Below are 26,942 nucleotides of genomic sequence, written 5' to 3'. Positions count from 1 at the left end.
ATGCGGATCGCCTTCTACGGATCGAGCCTGCTTTCATCCTACTGGAACGGCGCCGCCACCTATTATCGCGGCCTTCTGGAAGCCATGGCGCGGCTTGGCCACGACATCGTCTTCTTCGAACCCGACGCCTTCAACCGTCAGGCCCATCGGGACATCGATCCGCCGGACTGGGCGGAAGTGGTGGTCTACGAGAACACCCCCGGCGGCGTCGCCCGGGTGATCGCCCGGGCGGCCGAGGCGGACATCGTCGTCAAGGCCAGCGGCGTCGGCGTGTTCGACGACGAACTGCTGGAAGGTGCGATAGCGGCGGCCCGCGAGGACGCGCTGCGGATATTCTGGGACGTGGACGCGCCGGCGACGCTGGCAGAGATCGGGAACCAGCCGCTTCATCCGCTGCGCCGGGCGCTGCCGCATCTGGATATGGTCCTGACTTATGGCGGCGGCCCGCCGGTTGTCGCGGCCTACCGGGCGCTGGGCGCCCGGTCGTGCGCGCCGATCTACAATGCCGTCGACCCCGCCACCCACCATCCGGTCGTCCCCGACCCCCGCTTCGCCGGCCATCTGGGGTTCCTGGGCAATCGGCTGCCGGACCGTGAGGAACGGGTGGAACGCTTCTTCCTAGAGCCGGCGCGGAGGTCGCCCGACCAGCCCTTCCTGCTGGGCGGGGCAGGATGGGAAAGCGCCGCCCTGCCGGCGAACGTCCGGCATGTCGGGCATGTCTTCAGCCGTGACCATAACGCCTTCAACCGGACGCCACTGGCGGTGCTGAACATCGCGCGGAATTCCATGGCCTCCATCGGCTATTCGCCCGCGACGCGGGTCTTCGAGGCGGCTGGCGCCGGGGCCTGCGTCATCACCGACGCCTGGGAAGGGCTTGGACTGTTCCTGGAGCCGGAGATGGAGATCCTGGTGGCGCGGGACGGCCGGGACGTCGAGGAACACCTTTTGACCCTGACGCCGGGTGAAGCGGCGGAGATCGGGGAACGCGCGCGGCGGCGGGTGCTGTCGGACCATACCTACCATCAGCGGGCAAGCCAGCTCGACCGCCTGCTGAAGGATAGTTTCGCTGAACGAAGGGAAAGGTGTCCGGCATGATTCCGCAACGCCCCCTCCGCCTCGTCTTCGTGGGCTTAAGCCTTACCTCCTCCTGGGGGAACGGGCATGCCACGACCTACCGGTCGCTTCTGCGCGCGCTCCACGCAAGGGGACACGACATTACCTTCCTGGAAAGGGACATGCCGTGGTACGCGGCCAACCGCGACCTGCCCGACCCGGATTTCTGCCGGCTGCACCTCTACGACCATGTCGAGGATCTGCGGACGAAGTTCACCGGCGCGCTGGCCGACGCCGACGCGGTGATCCTGGGCTCCTACGTGCCGGACGGCATCGCCGCCGCGCGCATCGTGCAGACGACCGCGACCGGCGTGACCGCCCTCTACGATATCGACACGCCGGTCACGGTGGCCGGCATCCTGGCCGGCGATTGCGACTATCTTGCCCGCGACGTGGCGGGAGGCTTTGATCTCTATTTGTCCTTCACCAGCGGCCCCCTTCTCTCCTTCATAGAGGACGAGTTGGGTGCGGCGAGGGCAAGGGCGCTCCATTGCGCGGTCGATCCGCAGCACTACCGCCCTCTGGACGGGCCAAGGCGCTGGGATTTGGGCTATCTGGGGACCTACAGCGCCGACCGCCAGCCGCCGCTGGAGGAACTGCTGCTGGAGCCGGCGCGCCGGCGGCCCGATCTTCGCTTCGTGGTCGCCGGCCCCCAATATCCCGACGACATCGACTGGCCGGAGAATGTGCAGCGTATCGACCACGTGCCGCCGGACAGGCACGCCGATTTCTATTCCGCCCTCCGCTGGACGCTGAACGTCACCCGCGCGGACATGATCAGGAGCGGTTACAGCCCAAGCGTGAGGCTGTTCGAGGCGGCCGCCTGCGGGACGCCCATCATCTCCGATCATTGGGAGGGGCTGGACGAATTCTTCATCGACGGGCAGGAGATCAGGATCGCCCGGTCGGCGGCCGATGTGCTTGCGACCCTGGATCTTGCGGACGCGGAGCGGGGGCGGATCGCGGAGGCGGCCCGGCGAAGGGTCCTGGCCCAGCACACCGCCGACCGTCGCGCCGCGGAGCTGGAGGAGCTGCTGTCCGAAGCGGCGGCGGAGAAGAACCCGTCGGAGCGGCCCAGGGCGCTCGAGGAAGCATAGGATGAGAGGTTCGCGAATGGATACCGAAAGGCTGGGCGAACAGGTCGCGGCCCTTGGTCCCTGGTTCCACAACCTGCACCTTCCCGGCGGCGTCGAGACCGCCCCGGGTCACAGGTTCGGCGATTTCCCAGCCTTCAAATGGCGGCAGATATGCGACGAGCTGCCGGAGGACATGCGCGGGATGCGGGCACTGGACATCGGCTGCAATGCGGGCTTCTACAGTTTCGCCATGGCCCAGCGCGGGGCCGAGGTGCTGGGCATCGATTTCGATGCCCGCTATCTCCGGCAGGCCCGGTGGGCGGCGGAAATCCTGGATATCGGCAACGTCACGTTCGAGCAACGGTCGGTCTACCAGTTGGCGGACCTTCCGGGACGGTTCGACGTCATCCTGTTCATGGGGGTGCTCTATCACCTCCGCTATCCGCTGCTGGCGCTGGACATGCTTTCCAGCCTCCGCCCCGGGTTGCTGATCTTCCAGACCCTGACCTTCGGGGAGGATGACGGGCCGCACGAGCCGGAGGCGCCGGCCGATTTCGACAGCCGGGACCGGCTGGCGCGGCCCGACTGGCCGCATCTGGCCTTCATCGAAACCACCTTCGCCGACGACCCGACCAACTGGTGGGCGCCGAACGCCGCCGCGGCGGAAGCGATGCTGCGCAGCGCCGGCTTCCGGGTCCTGTCCCGCCCGGCGCACGAATTCTACGTCTGCGTGCCGGCGGAGGGAGGCCTGCCCGCCCAGGCCGGCGCTTCTCTGGACGAAGCCCTTCCGGCGGCGTGTCGTCTGCGGAAAATCGAGGAGTTTCAGGAATGAAAAACGGCAGACAATCCCGCATCCTGGTGGCCGGCGGCGCCGGCTTCATCGGCTCCCATTTGTGCGACGCGCTGCTGGAGACCGGCGCGCAAATCATCTGCATCGACAATTTCCGGACCGGCCGGATGGAGAATCTGGACCGACATCGGAACGAGCCGCGATTGCAGACGATCCACGCCGACGTGATCGAGCCGCTGCCAACCTCGGTCCGGCCGGACTGGATTTTCAACCTGGCCTGCGCGGCCTCGCCGCCCCACTACCAGGCCGACCCGATCCACACCATGATGACAAGCGTCGTCGGGACACGGAACCTGCTGGCGCTGGCGGCCGACACCGGGGCCCGCTTCGTCCAGGCATCGACCAGCGAGATCTACGGCGACCCCGAGGTCCACCCCCAGACGGAGCGGTATTTCGGCAACGTCAATCCCACCGGCCCGCGCGCCTGCTACGACGAAGGCAAACGGGCGGCGGAAGCGCTGTGCTTCGACTATCGCCGGGCCGGGCGGGCGGATGTCCGGGTCGCGCGGATATTCAACACCTACGGCCCGCGCATGCGCGCCGATGACGGGCGGGTGATCTCCAACGTCATCACCCAGGCCCTTTCCGGAAGGGACATCACGCTTTACGGCGACGGCCAGCAGACGCGGTCCTTCTGCTATGTCGACGATCTGGTGCGCGGGCTGAAGGCGCTGATGGAATATGAGGGCGAGGCGCCGGGGCCGGTCAATCTGGGCAATCCTACGGAGATCACTGTCGCCGACCTGGTGCGGCGTGTGCTGAAGGCCACCGGATCCCGGTCGCGCTGCATAAACCTTCCCCTGCCGGCGGACGATCCCCGCCGCAGGAAGCCGGACACCAGCCTGGCCCGTCAACTCCTGAACTGGTCCGCGACCGTCCCGCTGCATGTCGGGCTGTCCCGGACCGTGCGCTGGTTCCAGGAGACGATGCCGGAGCGCCCGCCCGCCCGCGCCGCGATCATGGGGGAGAAGGTGCGGATCGCCGAAGCGCCGGTGCTTCAGAACGGCGCCGCCACCCGGCTGGAGGCTTCAAGCCCGTCCATCTGACCGGCCGTCGCTGTCCATCGCGCCCGCAAGGCTTTCGACGCTGTTGGAAAGCTGCTGCCAGGCGAAGCCCAAGACGAATATCCGTTCCATGTCCTTGCGCGGCAGGTCGGAGGTCCGGTTCTCACGACGCAGGTGATCCAACTCCCCCAGCAGACGGTCCCGGACCTGGCGGAGAGCATTCATGGACGGGCGCTTTCCAGAATCGTCAAGGCTGTCGGCGAGCTTCCGAAAATAATCGCGATAGGCATGGGTCGCCTCTTCGCTTGGCTCCAGAAGCAGGTCCGCCTGCGCGGGAAAGCCGCGGCCGCTCAACCGATCCAGGATGGCGAGCGTGTACCAGATGCGCTCCACCTTCCCGACCAGCGAAAGCGGGCTACCTTCCTTGTCGTCCCTGTTCCCGGAAAACCAGGAGGTGAGGGACTGACCGGCCATCGATCGCGCCTGCGCCAGTTCGTCCGCTATCTTGTTGTGGAGCGGAATCAGGTCCGTCCAGCCGCCGCGCACGAAGGTCTCCTGGATCGCTTCCAGAAGCTCTCCATACCCTCGCAACGCTTCGGCGAGATGCCGCGCCGCGCCGCGCCGCGCGGGCATTGGCAGGATCAGCGTTGCGGCCGCGCTTCCCGCCAGCGTGCCGATCGCTATGGCGGCGCCTTTCAGCAATGCGCCTTCCACGATTTCAAATCCGGGAGCCAGGATCAGGATCGCGGTCGTGACCAGACCATAGCTGAGGCCCGGCCTGCAGCCGGCGATGAAGCTCATGGTCCCGACCGCGACAATCAGCGACAGGGGCGTCCGCCATTCCCCGCTTCCGATCGTGAACAGGCACGTCAGGCCGAGAAGCAGGCCGATGAAGCCTCCGACGAGTCGGCCAACCGCCGCCTCCAGCGTACCGCCCACGCTGACATGGACGACGAACAGCGCCGCGAACACCGCCCACGACACGTTTTCTACCCCGGTAAGCAGGGTGAGCCCGTAGGCGGTCAGGGCGGCCACGGCGGCCTGGATAGAAAATCGCGACGGCCCGCCGTGGCGATAGAACGCGTGCCGACAATCCATCAATAAACCACCGCCATCCAGTCAGGGGAGCGTGATCCCGGAAGGGTCACATCGTTCGAACAGGGAACAACCGGCAGCGGTTCCGCGGGTCCCTAGGCGGCGTGGGAGGCCGATGAGGGGGAGCGGCCGTCGCGTTCCGAAAGCATGCGGTATTCGCGGTAGGCCTTGTTCAGCATGTCCTGGTCGCGGTCGCGCGGGGTCCAGTCCAGGTCGCGCTTCGCGGCCTCGATGCTGCGGATGCAGGTCTCATCGGCGATCAGGTACTGTTCGGGATCCATCAGCGGGACGTTCGCCCGGTCCATCAGGGCCAGCGTCGCCTTGACCAGCGGCGCGGGGGTCGGAACCAGCACGGACCTGCTGCCCGCTTCCTTGATCAGATCGCCCAGCAGCTTCTTCACCGGCGGCGGGTCCTCCGAGCCCAGATTGTAGGTCCCGTTGGGCACGCCGTGCCGCCACGCCGCGATGCAGGCGGAGGAGCAGTCATAGACGGAGATGAACTGATAGGGGTTGGCCCCGGAGCCGATCATCGGCACGGGCAAGTTGCGGTCGATCAGCTTGAACAGCTTGACCAATATGCCGAGCCGGCCGGGCCCGATGATCAGGCGCGGCCGGAAGATCGAGACGTTCATGCCGCGCGTGCGCCATTCCTCGCACAGAAGCTCGGTCGCCAGCTTGGACTTGCCGTATTCTCCCAGCGGATTCCGCGGCGCGTCCTCGGTGGTGTAAAGGTCGGTGTTGTGCCCATAGACCATGTCGGTGGTGTACTGGACGTATTTCCGGGCGTCATGCGAGGCCATCCAGTCCAGGATGTTCTCAACGCCGTGGAAGTTGACCGGCCAGAAGAAATCGTAGCGCTTCGCCCGCACCTGGATGGGGCTGAGCATCTTGGCGGAGAGGTTGTAGACAAGATCGTCGGAATCGAGCGGAATCCGGTCCAGCGTCGCGCGGTCGCGCACATCGATGGCGATGTGGCGGACCTTGTCATAGACCGCGAGGTCGCTGCGTTCGATATCGGCGACGATGACCTCCTCCCCCAGTGCGGAAAGGTCGTGGGCCAGGTGGCGGCCGACGAAGCCGTTGCCGCCGATGATGATGTGCTTCATTCGATCTTCCTCTGAATGGGGTTGCGCAGACGGCGCGTCAGCTGAACGCGATGCAGACGGTGCCGGCGCAGATCAGGCCGTAGCCGACAAGGCGGATCCCCGTCACATCCTCGCCGAAGATGAAGAAGGAATAGGCGGCGACCATGATGTAGGCGAGGGACAGGAACGGATAGGCGAAGCTGAGATCGACCCGCGACAGCACGACCAGATGGGAGGTCATGCTGATCACGAAAGTGCAGAGGCCGAGGAACACCCAGGGCTGGAAAAGGATTCCGAAGGCTTGGGAGATCACCCGCCCGCCGCCGAAATCCAGCGGGCCGACGGCAGTCATCCCGTATTTCAGCAGGATTTGCGCCGCCGCGTTCGTGCTGACGGTGAACAGGATGAGTATCAGGGATAGCGCATAAGCTTGCATCGGGGCTGGCCTCGGTTCCGGGGCAAGGGTGTGGACAGGGCCGGCGGCCCGATGGGCGTGACGGGCGAATTTGTCGGGCATTGAAGGCATTTTCGAGGACGGCTTAAGGCGAAGCCACGACGACCCCGCCGGATATCCCTCGGCGGAGGTCGAGATTCCATGAGGCGGGGAGGTCCAGTTTGAACCTGGCGAACCAGTCCTGAACCGGGTTATCGAGCAGCAGGTCGACATGTTCGAACCAGAACGCCGCGCCGCATTCCGGATCCAGCGGCGGCGCCCCGGATGCCGGATGCAGCATCGTCACCTGGAAGCCGCGGCGGCTTGCCATCTCCGCATAGGCCAGCCGGAAGACGCCGTTGGTGTCCACCATGCCGCCGAAGCGCGCCAACTCCTCACGGGTTCCCGGCCTCAGCACGCCATAGACGGGACGCGTCGGGCATTCCCGCGCCGCCTCCTGGGCGAGGGAGGCGCTGGCGTCCCAACGCGGAAGGTCCGGCTGGGCCTTGGCGACGCCGAAGGCCAGATAGGCCAGGGCGTTCACGACGATCGCGATGAGGATCACCGGCCGGCGGCTCGCCATGGGTCCCGCCAGCGTCGCGATCACCAGACAGGTCGCGGCCGAGGCGGGCACGAGGTATCGCGGCATCACGACCGGCGTATGGAGGCTGACGAGGAAGAGCGTGAGCAGGAAGGCGACGACCGCCGCCGCAAGGACGAGAGTCGAAACTCCGATCTCCGAAACCATACGGCCGATAGATCCCGCACGGCGCGCGATCAGAATGAGGGCGAGGATGGCGCAGAGGCCGGCGACCACGTTCGCGCCGCTCTGCGTCACCTGGGACAGCACCAGCGTCTCGGCCGTCTTGAGCGGCCCATCATTGATCCAGAAGGCGCCGCCCGACCGGTCGGCGATCACGTCGAGCTGCAGGAGAAGGAAGAGCGCCGCCGGCGCGGCCGCGAGGAGCGAGCCGCCGCCGACGACCAGCATCAGGGCGTAGCGCCGCGCCGACAGCAGGGCCAGCAGGGAGAAGCCGACGAGGAAGAAGGAATAGAGCGTCCCGAAATAGTGAAGGTTCGCGGCAAGGAAGACCGTGACCAGGAAGATTGCGACATCGACGCGGCTCAACCTTCCGGCGGGGAGGTCGAGCATTCCACGCAGCGAAAGCGCCATCGCGCCGCCGACCATCAGCAGGATGAAATAGGTCCGGAAATCCGCGATCTCATCGATCACCTGGGACGATGAGAGGAAGAGGACGAGGAATATCGCCAGCGTTGTCCGGTGGGACGGCCAGGCGCGCCAGCGGGACCACCAATAGGCCAGGAAGACGGCCAGCGCGCCGAGATTGAACAGCCGCGCGGTCTCCAGCGAGAAATCGCCGATCCGGCGCATCGCCCAGAAGGCGAGATTGTAGAGCGGCGGATGATTGTCGAAGAGGAAGACCTCCGCGAACGCTTCCCGGAGGCTGCGCGCGGGATCGGTCGCGTAGAGGGAATAGAATTCGTCGACCCAGGGGCCTCGGGCAAAAAAGACATATCCCAGAAGGCAGATGGCGACGGCCAGAAAAAGTCCCAGGCCCAGCGGCAGCACCCGCCCGACCGCCCGCCCCGCCAGCGGAGCGGCAGGAGGATCATCGTCAAAATGACTACCGATCGCATTGATCGACATGATCTTTTCCCATCCTTTTCATCCACTTTCCGAAGCAGACCATGATTGTCACGACAGACGCCATCGCTCTTCAGGAGTTCGCAAAAGGGATTAACGAGATGGAACCCGTTTTTGATCACCGTCATTTAAAGATAAATGCATGGATCAACCCGCGACCGCCATTGCCGTGGCATCGTGAGCGCCGGGGAACCACATCATGTCAGTCGCCACGACAGCCCGCGATGTCGGGTTGGTGGGGGAACGCGCGTCGGCGCGACCCATCGCAGCCGAAGGCTACATCCCCGAAATCGACGCATTGCGGGCATTGGCCGCGCTTTCCGTCGTTGTCTTCCATAGCGGCCTGCCCTTCGATGCGGGCTGGATGGGGGTGTGGCTGTTCTTCGTCATCTCCGGCTTCGCGATCACGACGTCGCTTTTGAATTCGGAGAAGAAGCACAATACCAGGCGCGCCTTCCTGCTGAACTTCTACATGCGGCGGACGCTGCGGATCTGGCCTCTCTACTTCCTGTTCATCGGCCTCTGCACCCTGGCCGCGCTGCTTTCCGGCCAGACAGAGAACCTGGATTACCTGCCATGGGTGCTGACATTCACGTCGAACCTGCGGCCGATCTTCCTGGAGGATCCGCAGGCGCATCACTGGCTGCCCTTCTCCGTCCTCTGGTCGCTGGGGGTGGAGGAGCAGTTCTACCTTATCTGGCCGTTCCTGTTCCTGCTGGTCCCGCGGCGCTTCATCGGATGGGTCATCCTGGGCATCTGCGTCACCAGCCCGCTGGTGCGTGTCCTGGTTTCCGAAATCGGCCGGTCGCTGGATTGGTCGGAGATCAAGACCGCGCAGGTCATCTACATGCTGACGCCGGCCCAGTTCAGCGCCTTCGCCGGCGGCTGCGCCCTGGCGCTGTTCCGCCGGCAGATCGTGACGCGGCCCTGGCTTTTCCCCTACGCCATGGCGCTGGCCGGAACCTGCCTGCTGCTCTATGTCGGCTTCTTCTCCTACCAGGACATCACCCTGGCAAAGGACGGCGTCACGCCGGGGCCGTGGAGCCTGTTCCGGATCTTCATCTATGGCGGCGGACGGGAATTCTTCCTCTATTCCATCATCTGGATCTGCTCCGCCACGTTGCTGATCGGCGTGATCCTGCGGGTGAAGTGGCTGACGGCGCTGTGCCGGATTCCCGGCCTTCAGAGCGTCGGCCGGGTCTCCTACGGCCTTTACCTCTTCCACGCAATCGTGGTCTGGACGCTGAGCACGACCGTGCCGGGGCTGGTGGGAATTTCGGGCGAGCGGGATCTGGGGCAGTCGGTCACCCTCCTGATCCTCACCCTGCTGATCGCGATCCCGCTGTCGTTCCTGTCCTTCTACCAGTTCGAGCGCCGCTTCATCTCGTTCCGCGGGCGGTTCTGGTAGGGCGGGACCTATAGCTTGAGGCGCTTGAAGACCGTTTCGGGGATGCTTCGAATCGCCAGCATCACGAAGCGCCACATCCAGAGAACGTAGACGATTTCTCCCCGCCCCTCCTCCGCCGCGCGCCATATCGCCTGGGCGACCTGGTCGGGTTCCGCGGTCAGCGCGCCCGGCAGGTCCATGCCCGCCGTCATCCGAGTGCGCACGAAGCCGGGCTTCACCGTCACCACCCTCACCCCCGATCCGGTCAGCCGGTTGCGCAGGCCGGACAGGAAGGCGGTGAAGCCGGCCTTGGCCGACCCGTAGGTATAGTTGGAAGCGCGCCCGCGATCGCCGGCCACTGAGCTGACGCCGACGATGACGCCCGACGCTCGTCTGGCGAAGCGTTCCGCGACGGCTTCCAGGAACAGGGCCGGCCCTTCGAAATTGGCGCGGAGGACACGGGAGGCGAAGGCCGGGTCGGCCTGCGATTTCTGCTGGTCGCCCAGGTCGCCGACAAGGGAGACGACCGTGTCCGGCAATGCCGGCAGCGAGTCCAGAAAGCCCTGGAAGCCTGCCGTCTCCAGGATGTCCAGCACCGCCACATGAACCCCGCCCTGCCCTCGCGCCCGGAGGTCGGCGGCGTTACGCTCCGCCGCCGCCAAGTCGCGGGCGGCGAGGATGATTGTCCAGTCACGGGCGGCGTAGAGGCGGGCGGTCGCCATCCCGATATCCGAGGTGCCGCCGACGATCAGCGCGGTTTTGGTCACAGGCCCAGCCTTTCGGAAAGGAAGGATCGATAGCGCAACGCGGCCCCGGAAGCATGCCGGAGGGTCCGGAAGCGGTCGAGGTTCGGGTATCCCGCTTCGAAGGTGGCGCGGGATTGCCGCGCATCCTTGGCGAGATAGAGCCGCCCGCCAGCCGACACGACGATCTTGTCCAACTCATCGAGGAAGTCCAGCAGCCCGTCGCGAACCGGAAAATCGAGCGTTAGCGTGAAGCCCGGCATGGCGAAGGAGATGTCGCCCTCGCAGGCGCCCATAGCCTTCAGGACGGCCAGGAAGGAGGCGTCGCCCCGGCGGACCACCCGCCCCATGATCTCCGGCAGAGCGGTCCCGGCCGTCTCGTATGGGAGCACGCATTGATGCTGGATGAAGCCGCGCCGGCCATAGATGCGGTTCCAGTCGCCGACGCCGTCCAGCGGAAAGAAGTAGGGCTGCCAGGGGACGAGCGTCTTCTTTCCCGCCCGCCGGCCGCCCTTGCGGTAGTAGAGCTCGTTGAAGAGCCGCATCGAGAGCGGGTTGAGCACGAAGCCGGGCGCATCCGCCGGAACCGTCAGGCGCGCCTGTTTCGCCGGGGGGAACAGGGCTTCGCCGCTTCCGCGGGCGGCGGCGAGTTCGTCCCGCGTCGCATGTTCCCCCAGATAGACGAGCGAGCGCCCGACCTCCGAACCGCGCGCCAGACAGTCGATCCAGGCGACGGAGTAAGTTGCCCCCTCTTCCTCCCGCAGGACCCTCATCGTCTCCGCGAGATCGCTTGTGGCGACCGTCTTCTGGCTGACCCAGCCGGTTTCGACGGGTCGCAGCCGCAGCGTGGCGTCGAGGATGATCCCTGTCAGCCCCATGCCACCGATCGTGGCGGCGAACAGGTCGGGATAGGACGTGCGGGAGACCTTCAGCACGCCGTCGCGCGGCGTCATCAGCGTGAATTCGTCGAGGCACCGGGCGAACCCGCCATGCCCGTGATGGTTCTTGCCGTGAACGTTGCTGGCGATGGCCCCGCCCAGCGTGATCAGCCTCGTGCCCGGCACGACGGGAGGAAACCAGCCACGCGGCAGGAAGGCGTCGATGATGTCTCGGAGGAGAATCCCAGCTTCCGCCGTCAAGCGGCCAGCCGCGGGGTCGAAGGCGATGAGCCGGTCCAGCCCGATCATGCTGAGCGTGGAGCCCGCGCCGATGGCCGCGTCGCCGTAGGACCGGCCGTTGCCGCGCGCGATGACAGGTCCGTCGCCGGAGAGACAGGAGGCGACCTCCGCCGGGGCGGAGATGGCGTGGACCGACGACCGTCGCCGGGGGAACCGTCCCCAGCCGGAAAGCTCGACCTCGCGGCCGGGCGGACAGCCGCGCCCGGTCCCGCCGACCCTGTCGGCGCCTCCATCCGCAGCCATCAGATCGCCGCCAGCACCAGCGACGAGAGGACGATGAGGGCCAGGACGCTGATCCGGTCCTTCAGGGCGAAGACGATTGGATCGTCATGGATGTCGCGCCGCTGCGCCATGATCAGCACGCGCCCGATCCAGTACATCAGTATCGGACAGGCGAGCCACAGCACGTAGGGGCGGGAGTAGCTGTCGCGAACGGCGTCGGAGGAAAGATAGAGTCCGAAGACGACGACGGCGCTGAAGCCCGACGCGGCCGCCAGCGATCCCAGCATCGGCATGTCGGCGATGCGGTAGTTCCGGTTCTTCGGATCGGGGAGCCCGGCGCTTTCCCGCGTCCCAAGCTCCGTATACCGCTTGACCAGCGCCAGCGACATGAACAGGAACATCGAGAAACCGAGCAGCCATTCCGACATGCCGACTTCGGTCGCGACGGAGCCCGCGATGACGCGGAGCGTGTAGAGGCCGGCCAGGGCCACCACGTCGATGAGAAGGCGGCGCTTGAGATAGAAGGAATAGGCGGTCGTGACCGCGAGATAGCCCAGCAGCACCAGGAGGAAGGGCACCGAGACGACGGCCGCCAGCCCGATTCCCGCCCCCAGCAGCACCGGCACGGCCATCAGCCCGTGAAGGATCGGGATCTCTCCGCTGGCGATCGGGCGGCGGCGCTTGGTGGGGTGCGCCCGGTCGGCCTCCAGATCCACGATATCGTTGACGATGTAGACGCTGGACGCCACCAGGCAGAAGGAGACGAGCGCCATGAAGGCCGCCGTCAACTGATCGAGTGCGAAGGCGTGCCCGGTCAAAACCGGGACCAGCACCAGCCCGTTCTTGGCGTATTGATGGACGCGGATGAGCCGCATCCAGGTCTTCAGACTCGCCCTCGGCCTCTTGATGTCGCCGCTCTCGGCCTCCGCGGGCGTCAGGGGCTGGACGATCTCCCCCGTCGCCGAGGGATCGCCGGAATGGGGAACGCTCCGCCAGATGGCGAGGCGGCCCCTGTCGTCCCCGATATAGTCGAACCCTTCATGGCCGAACTGGCGGACGAGCCGGTCGATACGGCTTTCGCCGGGGCGAACGGACCCGTCGTTCCAGGAAATCCAGCCGGCGAGGAGATCGAGATGCGCCGCGACGGCGCGGGCATAGCGCTCGCCGCGCGCGGACAGGAGATAGACCGGCCGCCCTTCCGCCGCCGCCCGCCGGGTCGCCTCGACGACCGTCCGGTTATAGGGCAGAAGCGTCGCGTCCACTGCGCCGACGGCGGAAAGCCGCTCCTCGAACGCCCCGTTCCCGCGCAGCAGCGCGCCAAGGGACCGCAGCGCCTCCAGCGGCGCGCGGACCAGCGCCACGACGAAGCTTTCGGCGGCGATGTTGGTGAAGGTCAGCGCGTTGTCGAGATCGACGATGAAGGGCGTCGGGGCCGGCCGATCGTGATGCATGCTCAGTTCAGCGGACATTAGAGCCCTCCTGGTCCCAACAGCGTCTCAACTGCCCCAGCCAGCGGAATTCGCGGCGCAAGTTCGCGCCCGCCATCACCGACAGACCGGCAGTGATGAATTGTTTCGGCGAACAACAAGGCAATGGTTACGCTATTTTATGTCAATTGTGAGAGACATACCAATAAAAGGAAAAATGCTCTCGACCAAATGACAGGATGGCGGTTCAGGTTCCGCGGCGGCCGGAATCGGGCGCTGAAACCAGCCGTTCCAGCCGGTTCCCGGCGTAGAGCGCCAGCAGGATGATCGCGACGCCGGCGAAGGTCGCCAGCCTGGGCGTCTCACCGAAGAAGGCGAAGCCGACGGCGGTGGCGAGCACGATCGAAAGGTAGCCGAGCGGCGCCAGGTATCGCGTATCGGCGGTCTGGTGGGCGCGCAGGAAGCAATATTGCCCAAGCTGCGCCAGCACGCCGATCGCCAGCAGCGGGATCCATGCCCCTGGAGGCACCGGCGTCCAGGAGATGGCGGCGGGGATTGAGGTCAGAAGGCTGAGGCCCAGCGTGTAGAACAGCATCAGCACATGGGTGTTCTCGCTCCTGAGCCGCCGGGTCTGGACGATCGCCAGCGAGCCGAACAGGACCGATCCGAGAGCCGCTGCGAAGCCCAGGGAGGAGGAGACGCCCTCCGGCGGGCTCATGACCAGGATGCCGACGAAGCCGATGCCGGCGGCGGCCCAGCGGATGGGTCCGATCCGCTCCCCCAGCATCAGGGCTGCGAGCGCCAGGAGCGCGAGGGGCCGCGTGAAGCCGATCGCCGTGACCAAAGCGAGCGGCAGCGCGGACACTGCGAAGAAATTGCAGGTGAGCGCCAGCGTGTTGCAGGCGACCCTGAACAGATGACCGCCGAGACGCCGGCCGTGGAGAAGTTCGCTTCGATAGCGCCAGGCGATCGGCGCGACGGCGATCAGCCCGACCAGCGACCGGATGAACACGAGCTGGATCGGCGGGAAGGTCGCCGCCTCATGCTTGACGAGGCCGAGCATGGCGGTGACCAGCAGCATGTCCGCCAGCAGCCACGCCGCACCCTGCCGGTTCTCCCCCGGAGTCGCGGCGGACGCCGGCTCCGGCGCTGGCGTCCGCCGGAAGATCACCGCGATCTCATGCCGGCTGCATGAGGTTCGCCAGCAACCGAAACGCCCCCGGCACCAGCCGGTCGAGCTGGTGGTGGAGGACCAGGCTGACATGGGTATGCCGTCCATGGCCGATTTCGGCGGAGACCAGCGCGCCTTCAAGCGGCTTTTCGCCGGCGTCGTTGATGGACAGGAGGGGCCGGTACACCGGATCCCATTCCGATGCGAAATAGAGCCCCCGCTCCTTGTCCCAGCCGCTCCAATCCTCCGGGCCGATGGCGTTCGGCGTCGTCAGCAGCGGGTGATCGGGAGCGAGCGGGCGGATCTCCGCCGCCGGATCGGTGACGCGCCAGCGCAGCGACGGGCTGCCGATCCTGAGAAGGCGCGGCGGCGTGGCCGACGGGTCCCAGCCATCGCCCGGCCGGTGATAGAGGGTGACGAGATGCCCGCCCTCCTCCACCCAGCGATGGAGGCGCGGCCGCGCGGCCGCCAGATCCGGCCGGGTCCCGAAGGCGAAGATGCCGACGATTATGGTGGTGAAGCGCGACAGGTCGCCGTTCAGCAGCGTTTCGGAATCGAGATCGGTGACATCGATTCCGAGCCGGTCCAGCCACACCCCGACATGGTCGTTGCCGCCGCCGACATAGCCGACGCGGACGCCCTCCGGAATGACGGCCTCCAGCACCAGCACGTCCAGCGCCTCCTCCCGGACATGGGCTGTCCGGCCGATATGGGGATAGGCGATGGGCGTGACGCGGAAGGCGGTATCGCCATCGATCGTCGGAGTCAGCCTGTGCCCGCCGCCGGCCGGCCGGCCTTCGGGCCATAGCCGGAATTTGTTTCCGTCCTCCGCTTCGATCGAGAAACCTTCCGGGACCGTCCAGCTGATCTCCGCATCCCCGGCCCCGCCCTCCAGACGAAGCGCGACATCGGTCGACCGGGCCGGCTGGGCAAGATTGACGATGACCGCCTGGGGCTCGATCGCGACGGACCGCGCCGGGGCGATCCGCAGCGGTTCCTCCGGATCGACGGTTCCGCGCGCCGTCCGGCCGCCGATATCGACGGCAACATTCATGAAGGCGTCGCCATTGCCGCCCAGCGGATCGAAGGCGGCGGGATAGGGGCTGGTGAAGGCCGCGTCCGGAGCGCTGGCGACCTGGAAAACCGACTCGTCCGCGCCCTCCGAGCGTTCGGCGACGGACAGGCCGTGCGTGAGCGAAAGATCGACCGCGACCGGAATATCGTCGTCGGCTTCGCGGTCGATCACGACATGGATATCGCCGGATTGGCCGGGAGCAAGGGTAACGGGCTGCGCCCGAGCATGGATGGCCACGCCCGCCGCTTCGATGATGACGGCGTCCAGTTCCCGGCGCTTCCTGGAGATCCGGTGGCCGATCGCTTCCGGCAGTTCCGTTTCCACCTGCTCGAGGGCCTCCGCCGCCTCCGTCGCGGCGAGGATGATCGCCTCGCGGTCGGGAAAGGCCGCCAGCGCGCGGTCTATCGCGGCCTGGGCCTCCGTGAAGGCCGACGCGGCGGCGGCGCTGACGCCGTCTAGCCCGCCGAGGGCGCGGATATCGGCCGGCAGGCCGTCCCTGATATCGCTCTCCGCGCCGCCGGAGCGCAGATGGAGCGGCCAGCACGCCGGCGGACGGTTCCGCCAGACGCCCATCCCCTGGCAGCGGTGGAAGGACCGGGACCATTCCCCGATCTGGCCGAAGGCGGCTCCGGTGGCCCTGTCGCGGCCCGGCGCCTCGACGGTCAGCGTGGCCGGCGGCGGCGGTTCCTCATCGTCATAGGAGCCGCCGGCGCCCGACCAGGCCGGCAGGTAGAATTTGGCGACCCGCCAGGGCCGCAGCCCCTCGGCCGCATGGTCGGGATAGGCGGCGGGATCGGCCGCCAGAGCGATCGCCGACTCGGCCGCCCGCGTCATCGCGCGGTGATGGCCGTGCTGTCCCGGAACGTCGAGAAAGGTGGGCAGGACGATGTCCGGCCTTTCCGTCCGGTAGGCGCGGACAAGCCGTTCCACGATCCTATCCTCCCCCCAGCGCGCCAGCGTGTCGTCGCCATTCTTGGAGAAGCCGAAATCATGGACCGGATCGGCCGGCCCGTGTCCCAGCCAGGCGATGGAGGCGTCAAGGACGCGCGCCGCCTCCTCCAGTTCCCGCGTCCGCAGCACGCCCAGCGCCGCCCCCCGCTCCGGCCCTATGCCGTTCTGCCCGCCCTCGCCTCTGGTCGAGCAGCCGATGACGATGCGCATTCCCATCCCGAAGCGCAGCGCGGCGAGAAGATTGTTGAACTCATCATCGGGATGAGCGCCTGTGTTCATGATCGTCACGACTGAGCGAAGTCGCTCCAGCTTGCGGTGCAGGCGGACGAGCGCCGGGTCGCCCATCCGGCGGGCGAGCCGTTCACGATCCGACGGCATGGGCATCTCCTTTCACGGCGACCGGCGCCATATCGAGCTTGGGGGTGAGGGTCTCCAGAAGCGGCAGGGCAGCCGCCCCCAAGGCGGCGGCGTACTGGCCGGATTCCCCGCGCATCACGCGGGCCATCGCGCGGCGGCGGCTAGCGACGGAGAGGGGAAGCGGAGTCATGCGGTCGATCAGCGCATCGATGACCACATCGGGAAGCGTGCCGGCGAAAATGACGGTCTGGGGATCGAACAGATTCTCCAGCAACGCGACCATCGGCGCCAGATGGCGCGCCGCCTCGTCCAGCCAATCCAGCAGCAGCGGATCGCCGGTGCGATGGAGGTCGGATAGGTCGGTAAGCGCGCGGCCGGATTCCCTGAACCGTTCCTGAAGGGCATAAAGCGACGCGTAGCGCTCCAGGCAGCCCCGGTTGCCGCAGAAGCAGGGCTTGCCGTTCGGGACTACGGTCAGGTGTCCCACCTCCCCTGCATTGCCGAAGGCGCCGCGATAGGGCCTGCCGTCGACGACGATACCGAGCCCGAGGCCGACGCCGAAATAGACGAGGCAGAAATCGCGCACGTCCCGGGCGACGCCGTGGAGCCGTTCTCCCACCGCGGCGGCGGTCGCGTCGTTCTCCACCGTAACGGCCTCGCCCGTCGCCTCCGCGATGACCGAGGCGGCGTCGATCCCGGCCCAGCCCGGCAGGGTCGTGGGACCGACGGAGCTCAACCCCTCGATCTCGAACGGGCCCGGCATGACCACGCCGATGCCGAGCGACCGGCCAACGGTTCCCGTCCCGTTCTGGCGGAGTTCCGCGATTCCATCCGTCAAAAGGGGAAGGGTGTGCGCCGGATCGGCGTTGGGCGCGGCGATGAAGCGTTCCGCCCGCTTGTTGCCGGCAAGATCGACCAGCACCATGACGATGTGGTCGGCGGCGATCTCCACCCCGACGGTCGTGCCGCCATCGGGATTGACCGCAAGCTGGACGGGCGGCTGGCCCCTGCCCGTCCGCAGCCGGCCCTGTTCGATCAGAAGCCCTTCCTCGATCAGCTCTCCGGCGATGTTGGAGACAGCCTGCGCGGTGAGGTGACTGAGGCGCGCGATCTCCGCCCGTCCGGCCGGCCCGTGCAGCCTGATCGCCTCCAGCACGACGCGCCGATTGTGCGACCGGCTGCGTCCCGGATTATTGCCGATCGCCAGCCCGCCGGCACGTCCGTTTCGTTTTCTGACCATGATCGTCCCGTTTGTGCCGGCGTAATGTCAGCTCACGAAAGGATGCGAAAAGAAATAACTCAACTCAAGTGATTTAATTTATTGACTCCGCCCCGCCCTCCGCGACACGCTGGTTCAGTCTCGGGGGTTCAGCCCCGGGAAGGGCGAGTTGCAGAAAAACCGCGCGCGGGGAAGCATCCGTGCGCCCCGACAGGGAGGACAATCGGAATGCGTGGCAATCGCGGAATACTTATGGGCCTAGGCCTTGGCGTCGGCCTCATGACGACGACAGCGGCCCAGGCGGTCGAGATCGAATACTGGCAGTATGTCTATGAGACGCGCGTCGACGCGATGGACCAGTTGATCGAGCGGTTCGAGGCCGAGAACCCGGACATCACCGTCGTTCACACCACCTTCCCCTACGCCGACTATCAGACCAAGGTCGCCGCCGCGTCCATCGCCGGCATCGGGCCTGACGTGGTCCAGCTCTTCTATGGCTGGTTGGACAATTTCGTGAATGCCGGCATCGTCCAGCCGCTGCCGCAGGACGCCTTCCCGCATGAGATGATCGAGACGGAGTTCTTCCCGATCGTCGAGGCGATGAAGCGAGACGGCGAATATTACGGGCTGCCCACGGCCGTCCGGTCGCTCGCCCTCTTCTACAACAAGACGCTGTTCGAAGAGGCCGGCCTGGACCCGGAGAACCCGCCCCAGACCCTGGAGGAGTTCGTCGCCGCGGCCAAGCAGACCGTGCAGTTCGATTCCGCCGGCAACATGATCTCCGCCGGCCTCGCCATGGACATGGCCGGGCAGGACCATCAATGGTGGCGAGAGGTGCTGGTCCGCCAGTTCGGCGGCGAGCCCTATGCCGACAATTACCGCACCGTGACCTATGACAGCGAGGCGGGGCTGGAGGCGCTCCAGTTCTATATCGACCTTCAGACCGAACACGAGGTCGGGCAGGTCGGCTTCATGGACGAGGCGCAGGCCGCCTTCCGCGCCGGACGCGCCGCCATGACCATCGACGGCACCTTCCGGCTGGGATCGTTCGAGACGATCGACAGCTTCGAATGGGGCGTGACGGAACTGCCGGCCAACGCCGACGGGCTGCGGTCGAACTACGCCAGCTACTGGGCCAACGCCATCACCGCCCAGGCGGAAGGCGAGGAGTTGGAGGCGGCCGTCAAGTTCCTGACCTACATTTCCTCCCCTGAGGCGATGCAACTGTGGCTGGACGTGGTCGGCGAGCTTCCGGCCCGGCGCGAGGTCGCGCTGACGGAGGAGAACCTGTCCGACCCGATCTATGGCCCCTTCCTCAAGGCGCTCGACTACGCCCACACCACCCTGTTCGTGGATGAGGCCGCCCAGCGCCAGGTCACGATCGACATGACCAACCGCATCCTGATCGAGGGCCAGGATCCGCAGGAATCGCTGACCCAGGCCGCCGAGGCCGAGCAGGAACTGCTCGACGCCTATTACGCTCAGTAGGGTTGCAAGCGTCATGACCGACGAAACGAAAGGCGGGGCCGGGCATACGTCGCTCCGAGGCCGAGCCTGGCGCCGCCTCTCGTTGCGTCAGAAGCAGGTGGTCTGGGCGTGGACCTTCCTCGCCCTGCCCGTCCTCTTCTATTCGGTGATCCGGTTCTGGCCGACGCTGGATGCGTTTCGCCTGTCGCTCACCGACTGGAACCTGTTCCGGCCGCCGGGCTATATCGGCTTCGACAACTACATGCGGCTGGCGCAGGATCCGGTGTTCTGGGAAGTCTTCCGGAACACCTTCGCCTACCTCATTCTCGGCACGCCGGTCAGCCTGCTGATCTCCTTCACGGTAGCCTATTACCTGGACCGCGTGCGCTTCATGCACGGCTTCATCCGGGCGCTCTATTTCCTGCCGTTCCTGACGACGGCAGCCGCGATGGCCTGGGTCTGGCGCTGGTTCTATCAGCCCGTGCCCATCGGCCTCATCAACGATGTGCTGGCGAGCCTCGGCCTGCCGCAACAGCCCTTCCTGCGATCCACGACACAGGCCCTGCCGGCAGTCCTGGCACCGGCGGTCTGGGCGGGGCTGGGCTTCCAGATCGTGATCTTCATGGCCGGGCTGCGGGCGATCCCGTCCACCTATTACGAGGCGGCGCGCATCGACGGGGTGTCCGACTGGACCATCCTGACGCGGATCACCCTGCCTCTCTTGAAGCCGACCATCGTCTTCCTGGTCGTCTTCTCCTCGATCGGGTTCCTGCGGATCTTCGACCAGGTCTACAACATGACCTCCAACGATCCGGGCGGCCCCCTCAACTCCACCAAGCCGCTGGTGCTGCTGATCTACCAGACCGCCTTCAGTTCCTTCGAGATGGGCTATGCGGCCGCCCAGACGGTCGTGCTCTTCATCGTCCTGCTGGTGATCTCCCTCGTCCAGCTCCGCATCCTGAGGGATCGCTGACATGACCGCCGCTACCGACACGCTCGTCACAACCGGCGACCGGTTCCTGGGCGTCAGGATGCCGTCACCCGGCCGTATCGTCGCCTGGACGCTGCTGTTCATCGGCGGGCTGATCATGATCACGCCGCTGGCGTTCATGCTCTCCACCTCGCTGAAGCCGGCGGCCGACGTCTACGACCTGCGCCTCATCCCGCAGGACGTGACGTTCGCCAACTATGTCGACGTGCTGGCCGACGGGCGGTTCCTGCGCTGGTTCGTCAACTCCATGGGCATCGCCACCATCGTCACCCTGTCGAACGTCTTCTTCGACAGCCTGGTCGGCTACACGCTGGCGAAATACCGCTTCCGGGGCCGGTACGTCGTCTTCATCGCCATCCTGTCGACCCTGATGATCCCGACGGAGATGCTGGTCATCCCCTGGTATCTGATGGCGCGGGATTTCGGCTGGCTGGACAGCTATTGGGGCATCATGTTCCCCGGCATGATGACCGCTTTCGGCACCTTCCTGATGAAGCAGTTCTTCGAGACGGTGCCCGACGATTTCATCGAGGCGGCGCGCATCGACGGGCTGAATGAGTTCCAGATCTGGTGGCGGATCGCCATGCCGCTGGTGACGCCGGCCCTGTCGGCGCTGGCGATCTTCACCTTCCTGGGCAACTGGACTGCTTTCCTCTGGCCGCTGATCGTCACCACCAGCAAGGAGCTTTACACGCTGCCCGTCGGGCTGGCGAGCTTCGCCGTGGAGCAGGCCATCCAATGGGAGAAGATCATGACCGGCGCCAGCCTGGCGACGATCCCGACCCTGGTCGTCTTCCTTCTGCTGCAACGCTATATCGTGCGCGGCGTCATGCTGGCGGGACTCAAGGGATGAAGGACGACAGCCGCTTTCCCGACCCGGTCTACAAGGAGACCGTCCTCCGGCCGCTGTTCGACGGCGCGAAGGCGCATCATGTGGACGGGTTCAGGGCGATCGACCGCGCCCATCTGATCATGCTTGCGGAGACCGGGATCCTCGACCACCGGCAGGCTCGGGAGATCGCCCGCGCGCTGGACGCGATCGACCGGGAGGTGAATGTCGCCGACCTCACCTATACCGGCGAGGTGGAGGATTTCTTCTTCCTGATCGAAGCCGAGCTGAAAAGGCGGCTGGGACCCGACATCGCCGGCCGGCTGCACACCGCCCGGTCACGCAACGACATCGACCACACGCTGTTCAAGCTGGCGCTGAAGGCGGAGATCGACCTTCTGCTGGGCAAGGCGCGCCATCTGGCGGCGACGCTGATCGACGCCGCGGAGCGGCAGGCCGGGACGCTGATCGTCGCCTACACTCACGGCCAGCCGGCGCAGCCGACGACCTTCGGGCATTATCTGTCGGCGGTGATCGAGGTGCTGCTACGGGATATCGAACGGGTTGAGGACGCGCGGCGGATCGTCGACCTCTGCCCCATGGGAGCGGCGGCGATCACGACCTCCGGCTTTCCGATCGACCGGGAGCGCGTGGCGACGCTGCTGGGATTCAGCCGGCCGCTGGAGAACTCCTATAGCTGCATTGCGGCCGTGGATTATGTGACGGCGACCTATGGCGCGATGGAGCTGATGTTCCTGCATCTGGGCCGGCCGATCCAGGACCTTCAGTTCTGGACCAGCTTCGAGGTCGGGCAGATCTACGTGCCCAACGCCTTCGTCCAGATATCCTCGATCATGCCGCAGAAGCGCAATCCGGTGCCGATCGAGCATCTGCGCCATCTCGCCTCCCAGACTGCCGGCCGTGCGCACGCCATGCTGACGGTGATGCACAACACGCCCTTCACCGACATGAACGACAGCGAGGGCGAGACGCAGGCGATGGGATACGAGGCGTTCCGCTCCGCCTCCCGCGTGCTGGACCTGCTGGCGGCGCTGGTCGCCGATCTGCGCGTCAACGAAGCCCGGGTGGCGGAGAATATCCGCCGCAGCGCCGTCACCATCACCGAACTGGCCGACAGCCTGGTGCGGCGGGAGGGGCTTTCCTTCCGGGAGGCCCATGAAGTCGCGGCGGCCGTGGCGCGGGCGGTGACGGAGAAGGCGGGCGATCTGGGCGCGGACGGCTACGAGCCGTTTATCCGAACCTTCGAAAAGGCTGTCGGCCGCCCTTCCGCGATCGACGCCGGAACCTTCGCGGAGATCGTGTCGCCGGAACATTTCGTCGCCGTCCGCGACCGTTTCGGCGGCCCGGCGCCGAAGCCGCTTGCCGCCGCGCTGGACGGCTACCGCAGCCGGCTTTCCGGCTTCGACGAGACGGCGCGCGCGGCGGAAGAGCATGAGAAGACGGCCGCGAGGGAGCGGTCCGACCGCTTCGCAGCCCTGATGGGAGAGGAATAATGGCCGTCATCGAACTGACGAAGCTGGTCAAGAAATACGGCAAGGTGACCGCCGTCCACGGCATCGACCTGACGGTGCAGGATGGGGAGTTCGTCGTCCTGGTCGGGCCATCGGGCTGCGGCAAGTCGACGACGCTGAGGATGATCGCGGGGCTTGAGGACATCTCCAGCGGCGACATCCGGATCGACGGGCAGGTGGTGAACCAGCGCGAGCCCAAGGAGCGGAACATCGCGATGGTGTTCCAGAACTATGCGATCTATCCGCATATGAGCGTGGCGAAGAATATCGGGTTCGGGCTCCATACCGCGAAGCTGTCCCCGGCGGAGAAGCGGGAGCGGATCGAGAAGACGGCCGCGGTCCTGGGGCTGGAGGATCTTCTGGAGCGTCGCCCGGCCGAGCTTTCGGGCGGCCAGCGCCAGCGGGTGGCGATCGGGCGCGCCATGGTGCGCGATCCCGCCGCCTTCCTGTTCGACGAGCCGCTGTCCAACCTGGACGCGCAGCTTCGCGCCCAGATGCGGCTGGAGATCAAGAAGCTTCACCAGCGGCTGGGCACGACCATCGTCTTCGTGACCCACGACCAGGTGGAGGCGATGACGCTGGCCGACCGGATCGTCGTGATGCGGGACGGCCATATCCTGCAGGTCGGCACGCCGACCGAGATCTATGAGAATCCCGTCGACGTGTTCACAGCGCGCTTCATCGGCAGCCCGACCATGAACCTGCTGCCCGCGCGCCTTTCCGGAGAGGGCGGCGCGCCCTCCGTCGAGATCGGCGGGCGGAAGGCAGCCCTTCCGGCGTCCGCGCTGGTCGGGGAAGCAGTGGCGGGCCGGGACATCCTGCTGGGCGTCCGGCCGCAGGATTTGACGGTGGCCCCGCCGGTCGACGGCGGGACCGGTGCGCTCTCGCTCCAGGGCATGGTCACGGTGATCGAGCCGCTGGGATCGGAGGCGCTGGTGCATCTGGAGGTGGACGGCGCGCCGCTTATCGCCACGGCCCCGCCCAAGGGCGTCCCCTCGCCGGGCGACCGCGTGCAGGTGCGGGCCTCGACGGAGGCGCTCTACTTTTTCGACAAGGCAAACGAACGGGCGCTCGGCCGCCGATGAGCAATGACAGGAATTCCCGTGGGGCCGTTCTTTCGATCGGCCGCATCTATTGCGATCTGGTGTTCACGGGGCTGAAGGCCTTGCCGGCGCTGGGCCGCGAGCGGTTCGCCGAGGATGTGGCGATCACGCCGGGCGGCGGTGCGTTCATCGTCGCGGCGCATCTGGTCGCGCTCGGCCGTCCGGCGCGGCTCGTCTCACGCCTGGGCGTCGATCCGCTGTCGCTCGCGCTGGAGCAGCCTTTGTCCTGGAGCGGGGTCGACCTCGCCTTCGTCGAACGCGCGCCCGACGCCGGCCCGCAACTGACCGTCGCCATGGTGCAGGAGGGGGAGCGCGGCTTCCTCTCCCGCAGGGCCGGGCGCGCGCTGCCCGCGACGCTCGACGCCGCCCTCTCCTCCCCCGGCGTCCGGCACCTTCACATCGCAGAATACGCGACGCTGGATGAGATTCCGGATCTGGTCCGCCGCGCCAAGGCGAAGGGCCTGTCGGTGTCGCTGGACCCGAGCTGGGATGACCGGCTGATCGGCGATCCCGGCCTGATGGAACGCTGCGCAGGGGTGGACATCTTCCTGCCCAACGCGGAGGAGGCCAGTGCGATAACCGGCGCGGAGGACGCGGAGGAAGCCCTGACGATCCTGGCCGGACGCTTCCCGGCCGCCGCCGTCAAGCTGGGCAAGGACGGCGCGGTGGCGGAAGCCGGCGGCCGTCGCTTCCGCAAACCGGCTCCGCCCACCACCGCCATAGACACGACCGGCGCGGGCGACGCCTTCGACGCCGGCTTCATCGACGGGTGGCTGGACGGGCGCGGCCTGGCCGACTGTCTGGACGCCGGCGTCCGCCGGGGCAGCCTGTCCGTCCAGACCGTCGGCGGCATCGCCATCGCGGAGCCCGCCGCCGCGCTCAAACGGTCGGCGGTTTAGGCGGCCTTCACGCCGCCAGACGCTCGATCAGCCTTTCCATGAAGGCTTCGCATTCGGCGAGCTGGGACAATTCGATGAATTCGTCCGGCTTGTGGGCCTGGTCGATGTCGCCGGGCCCACAGATGACGGTCGGGATGCCGCCGCGCTTCTGGAACAGCCCGCCTTCGGTGCCGAAGGCGACCTTGCCGAAATCGTTCCGGCCGGTGAGTTGGCTGACCATCTGGGCGACCTCGGCGTCCGGCTCCGTATCCAGGCCGGGGATCGAGGAGATCACCTCCCAGCTGAAGCCGGCCTCCGGATCGATCGCCTTCATCTCCGGCTCCAGCTCCGTCGCCGCGAAGGCCTTCACCTCGGCCACCATCTCCTCCAGATCGTCCTGGGGGATGGCCCGTATCTCGAAATCGACGCGGCAATCCTTGGGCACGATGTTGAGCGCCGTGCCGCCAGCGATGATGCCGGTATGGACGGTGGTGTGGGCGACGTCGAAAAGCTGGTCGTACGGTCCCATCGCCGCCTTGCGCCGCGCCATCCGCCGCAGGAAGGAGACCAGCTCCGCCGCATATTCCACCGCGTTCACCCCCTGCGGGGCCAGCGAGGAATGGCAGGACGACCCGCGCACCCGGACGCGCATGTTCACCTTGCCCTTGTGGGCCAGCATCAGCCGCATCCGCGTCGGCTCGCCGACGATGCACATCTCCGGCCGGACCGGCAGGGCGGGCAGATCGTCGATCAGCCGGCGGACGCCGATGCAGCCGATCTCTTCGTCATAGGAGAGCGAGAGATGCACCGGCTTCTTCAGGTTCGCCGCAGCGAAGCGCGGGACGAAGGCCAGTATCACCGCGACGAAGCCCTTCATGTCGGTCGCGCCCCGGCCGTAGACCCGACCTTCCCTCTCCGTCAGGTCGAACGGGTCGCTGCTCCAATTCTGGTCGTCGACCGGCACCACGTCGGTATGGCCGGAAAGCACGACTCCCGGAACGTCGGCAGGCCCGATGGTGGCGAACAGGTTCGCCTTCAGCCCGGTGTCGTCATAGGTCAGCCGGGAATCGATGCCATGCCCGGCCAGATAGTCCGCGACATGGCGGATGAGATCCAGGTTGCTGTCGCGGCTGACGGTGGGGAATCCGACCAGGCGTTTCAGCATGTCCAGGCTGAGGGGCCTGGTGTCTGTGGTGGTCACGACAGCGCCCCTTCCTTGACGGCGCGGGGCTCGCAATGTTCGCGGGCATAGCCGACGATGGCGTCGATCAGACGGGTCACATCCTGCTGGAGACGGGCGAAGCCGGCCGACCGCTCGAACGTCGTCTCGTCCATATAGAGCTTGCGGTTGATCTCGACCTGGAGGCTGTGCCTTCCCTTCGCCGGATCGGAATAGGCCCGGACAAGCTCCACGCCCTTGTAGGGATCGTTGACCTTCACCTCGTAGCCCATGGCGGCGATCTCCCGCCGCACGAATTCCGTGAAGGCCGGATCGGCGGTCGTGCCGTCCCTGTCGCCCAGCACGAAGTCCGCCCGCGCGACGCCCGCCCCCTCCGGCGAGGTGACGGAGCTGACCGCCGGCATCGAATGGCAGTTGATGTGCCAGACGCGGCCGAACCGGGCATGCCGAGCATCCAGCGCCTGCTTCAGCAGGTCATGGTAGGGCCGCCAGAAGGAGTCGATCCGGTTGCGGGTTTCGGCGACCGTCAGCTTCCGGTCGTAGATCTGATGATCGGGCGGGCAGATGCGCCAGATCAGCCCCTGGCCGTTCCGGGTCTTCACGCCGGGCGCCAGCGGTTCCGGCCATGCTTCCGCCAAGAGGTCGGGATCGAGGTCGGCCAGGGTGCGGTTGGCGTCCATGTAGCTGCGCGGGAACAGGCCGCACAGGAAAGCCGCCCCGCGCGAGGGCGCAGCCCCGAAGAGTTCATCGACATAGGTGTCCTCGGCCTTCCGCAGAATGGAAAGCGGGATGGCGTAGCCGTAATCGTCCGGATAGAGAACTCCGCTGTGCGGCGAGTCGAAGACCGCCGGGGCGGCATCGCCGCCGCCATCCTCGAACGTCAGGACGCCTTCGATTTCCTGCTTCATCT

General features: G+C 66.7%; 23 protein-coding genes. 11 read left to right on the top strand and 12 right to left on the bottom strand.

The window, feature by feature from the left end:
- Genes AAFN89_RS18610 through AAFN89_RS18595 form a run of 4 tightly spaced genes read left to right on the top strand, consistent with a single transcriptional unit; the run spans position 1 to position 4,085 of the window.
- Positions 1 to 1,095: a glycosyltransferase gene (locus tag AAFN89_RS18610; RefSeq protein ID WP_347540717.1), complete on the top strand. Its 1,095-nt coding sequence runs from the start codon at positions 1 to 3 to the stop codon at positions 1,093 to 1,095.
- On the top strand, positions 1,092 to 2,210 hold the full coding sequence (locus AAFN89_RS18605) for a glycosyltransferase (RefSeq protein ID WP_347540716.1): 1,119 nt from the start codon (positions 1,092 to 1,094) through the stop codon (positions 2,208 to 2,210). The genes AAFN89_RS18610 and AAFN89_RS18605 overlap by 4 nt, the downstream gene beginning before the upstream one ends.
- Before the next feature lie 16 nt (positions 2,211 to 2,226).
- The gene (locus tag AAFN89_RS18600) at positions 2,227 to 3,021 is read left to right on the top strand and encodes a TIGR04290 family methyltransferase (RefSeq protein ID WP_347540715.1); all 795 of its coding nucleotides are present in this window, start codon (positions 2,227 to 2,229) and stop codon (positions 3,019 to 3,021) included.
- Positions 3,018 to 4,085, top strand: a complete 1,068-nt coding sequence (locus tag AAFN89_RS18595) for a UDP-glucuronic acid decarboxylase family protein (RefSeq protein ID WP_347540714.1) — start codon at positions 3,018 to 3,020, stop codon at positions 4,083 to 4,085. Before AAFN89_RS18600 ends, AAFN89_RS18595 begins: the two co-directional genes overlap by 4 nt.
- On the opposite strand, the gene AAFN89_RS18590 is transcribed toward AAFN89_RS18595, so the two are convergent.
- The 4 genes from AAFN89_RS18590 to AAFN89_RS18575 form a co-directional block, all read right to left on the bottom strand.
- Positions 4,068 to 5,141, bottom strand: coding sequence for an FUSC family protein (locus AAFN89_RS18590; RefSeq protein WP_347540713.1), 1,074 nt, complete (start codon positions 5,139 to 5,141; stop codon positions 4,068 to 4,070). The genes AAFN89_RS18595 and AAFN89_RS18590 overlap by 18 nt on opposite strands.
- A 92-nt stretch (positions 5,142 to 5,233) precedes the next feature.
- Positions 5,234 to 6,244, bottom strand: a complete 1,011-nt coding sequence (locus AAFN89_RS18585) for an NAD(P)-dependent oxidoreductase (RefSeq protein ID WP_347540712.1) — start codon at positions 6,242 to 6,244, stop codon at positions 5,234 to 5,236.
- A gap of 37 nt (positions 6,245 to 6,281) precedes the next feature.
- Entirely contained in the window at positions 6,282 to 6,659 is a 378-nt protein-coding gene (locus AAFN89_RS18580) for a transporter (RefSeq protein WP_347540711.1), read from the bottom strand.
- Positions 6,660 to 6,762: 103 nt separating this feature from the next.
- On the bottom strand, positions 6,763 to 8,325 hold the full coding sequence (locus tag AAFN89_RS18575; protein WP_347540710.1) for a hypothetical protein: 1,563 nt from the start codon (positions 8,323 to 8,325) through the stop codon (positions 6,763 to 6,765).
- 196 nt (positions 8,326 to 8,521) lie between these two features.
- On the opposite strand from AAFN89_RS18575, the gene AAFN89_RS18570 reads away from it, so the two are divergent.
- Positions 8,522 to 9,730 (top strand): acyltransferase, encoded by a 1,209-nt coding sequence (locus AAFN89_RS18570; RefSeq protein ID WP_347540709.1) that lies wholly within the window; start codon positions 8,522 to 8,524, stop codon positions 9,728 to 9,730.
- A gap of 8 nt (positions 9,731 to 9,738) precedes the next feature.
- Here the strand turns inward: AAFN89_RS18570 and AAFN89_RS18565 are convergent, their stop codons facing one another.
- From AAFN89_RS18565 to AAFN89_RS18540, 6 genes are all read right to left on the bottom strand, one after another.
- Positions 9,739 to 10,476, bottom strand: a complete 738-nt coding sequence (locus AAFN89_RS18565) for an SDR family oxidoreductase (protein ID WP_347540708.1) — start codon at positions 10,474 to 10,476, stop codon at positions 9,739 to 9,741.
- Complete coding sequence (locus AAFN89_RS18560; RefSeq protein ID WP_347540707.1) at positions 10,473 to 11,873, bottom strand: FAD-binding oxidoreductase; 1,401 nt, start codon at positions 11,871 to 11,873, stop codon at positions 10,473 to 10,475. The genes AAFN89_RS18565 and AAFN89_RS18560 overlap by 4 nt, the downstream gene beginning before the upstream one ends.
- Complete coding sequence (locus AAFN89_RS18555; protein ID WP_347540706.1) at positions 11,873 to 13,321, bottom strand: UbiA family prenyltransferase; 1,449 nt, start codon at positions 13,319 to 13,321, stop codon at positions 11,873 to 11,875. Before AAFN89_RS18555 ends, AAFN89_RS18560 begins: the two co-directional genes overlap by 1 nt.
- 205 nt (positions 13,322 to 13,526) lie before the next feature.
- On the bottom strand, positions 13,527 to 14,450 hold the full coding sequence (locus tag AAFN89_RS18550; protein WP_347540705.1) for a DMT family transporter: 924 nt from the start codon (positions 14,448 to 14,450) through the stop codon (positions 13,527 to 13,529).
- A 7-nt stretch (positions 14,451 to 14,457) separates the two neighbouring features.
- A complete protein-coding gene (locus AAFN89_RS18545; protein WP_347540704.1) occupies positions 14,458 to 16,854 on the bottom strand; it encodes a PIG-L family deacetylase in 2,397 nt (798 codons plus the stop codon).
- Positions 16,838 to 18,073 carry an ROK family transcriptional regulator gene (locus AAFN89_RS18540; protein ID WP_347540703.1) on the bottom strand — a complete coding sequence of 412 codons (1,236 nt, stop codon included), beginning with the start codon at positions 18,071 to 18,073 and terminating at the stop codon, positions 16,838 to 16,840. Before AAFN89_RS18540 ends, AAFN89_RS18545 begins: the two co-directional genes overlap by 17 nt.
- Before the next feature lie 258 nt (positions 18,074 to 18,331).
- On the opposite strand from AAFN89_RS18540, the gene AAFN89_RS18535 reads away from it, so the two are divergent.
- From AAFN89_RS18535 to AAFN89_RS18510, 6 genes are all read left to right on the top strand, one after another.
- The gene (locus tag AAFN89_RS18535) at positions 18,332 to 19,540 is read left to right on the top strand and encodes an extracellular solute-binding protein (RefSeq protein ID WP_347540702.1); all 1,209 of its coding nucleotides are present in this window, start codon (positions 18,332 to 18,334) and stop codon (positions 19,538 to 19,540) included.
- An 82-nt stretch (positions 19,541 to 19,622) separates the two neighbouring features.
- Complete coding sequence (locus tag AAFN89_RS18530) at positions 19,623 to 20,492, top strand: sugar ABC transporter permease (RefSeq protein WP_347540701.1); 870 nt, start codon at positions 19,623 to 19,625, stop codon at positions 20,490 to 20,492.
- Position 20,493: 1 nt separating this feature from the next.
- Positions 20,494 to 21,363, top strand: coding sequence for a carbohydrate ABC transporter permease (locus AAFN89_RS18525; RefSeq protein ID WP_347540700.1), 870 nt, complete (start codon positions 20,494 to 20,496; stop codon positions 21,361 to 21,363).
- Positions 21,360 to 22,853 (top strand): argininosuccinate lyase, encoded by a 1,494-nt coding sequence (gene argH / locus AAFN89_RS18520; protein WP_347540699.1) that lies wholly within the window; start codon positions 21,360 to 21,362, stop codon positions 22,851 to 22,853. Before AAFN89_RS18525 ends, argH begins: the two co-directional genes overlap by 4 nt.
- Positions 22,853 to 23,956, top strand: coding sequence for a sn-glycerol-3-phosphate ABC transporter ATP-binding protein UgpC (gene ugpC, locus AAFN89_RS18515; protein WP_347540698.1), 1,104 nt, complete (start codon positions 22,853 to 22,855; stop codon positions 23,954 to 23,956). The genes argH and ugpC overlap by 1 nt, the downstream gene beginning before the upstream one ends.
- A complete protein-coding gene (locus tag AAFN89_RS18510) occupies positions 23,953 to 24,873 on the top strand; it encodes a PfkB family carbohydrate kinase (RefSeq protein ID WP_347540697.1) in 921 nt (306 codons plus the stop codon). The genes ugpC and AAFN89_RS18510 overlap by 4 nt, the downstream gene beginning before the upstream one ends.
- 7 nt (positions 24,874 to 24,880) lie before the next feature.
- On the opposite strand, the gene argE is transcribed toward AAFN89_RS18510, so the two are convergent.
- A complete protein-coding gene (argE, locus tag AAFN89_RS18505) occupies positions 24,881 to 26,053 on the bottom strand; it encodes an acetylornithine deacetylase (protein WP_347540696.1) in 1,173 nt (390 codons plus the stop codon).
- On the bottom strand, positions 26,050 to 26,940 hold the full coding sequence (locus tag AAFN89_RS18500; protein WP_347540695.1) for an N-formylglutamate amidohydrolase: 891 nt from the start codon (positions 26,938 to 26,940) through the stop codon (positions 26,050 to 26,052). Before AAFN89_RS18500 ends, argE begins: the two co-directional genes overlap by 4 nt.
- Positions 26,941 to 26,942: the final 2 nt, after the last annotated feature.

The organism is Inquilinus sp. CAU 1745 (genome assembly GCF_039839375.1).
GTDB lineage: Bacteria > Pseudomonadota > Alphaproteobacteria > DSM-16000 > Inquilinaceae > JBDOQU01.
Note: the sequence above shows the minus strand (reverse complement) of the source record. Positions and strands in the feature narration are given on the sequence as shown.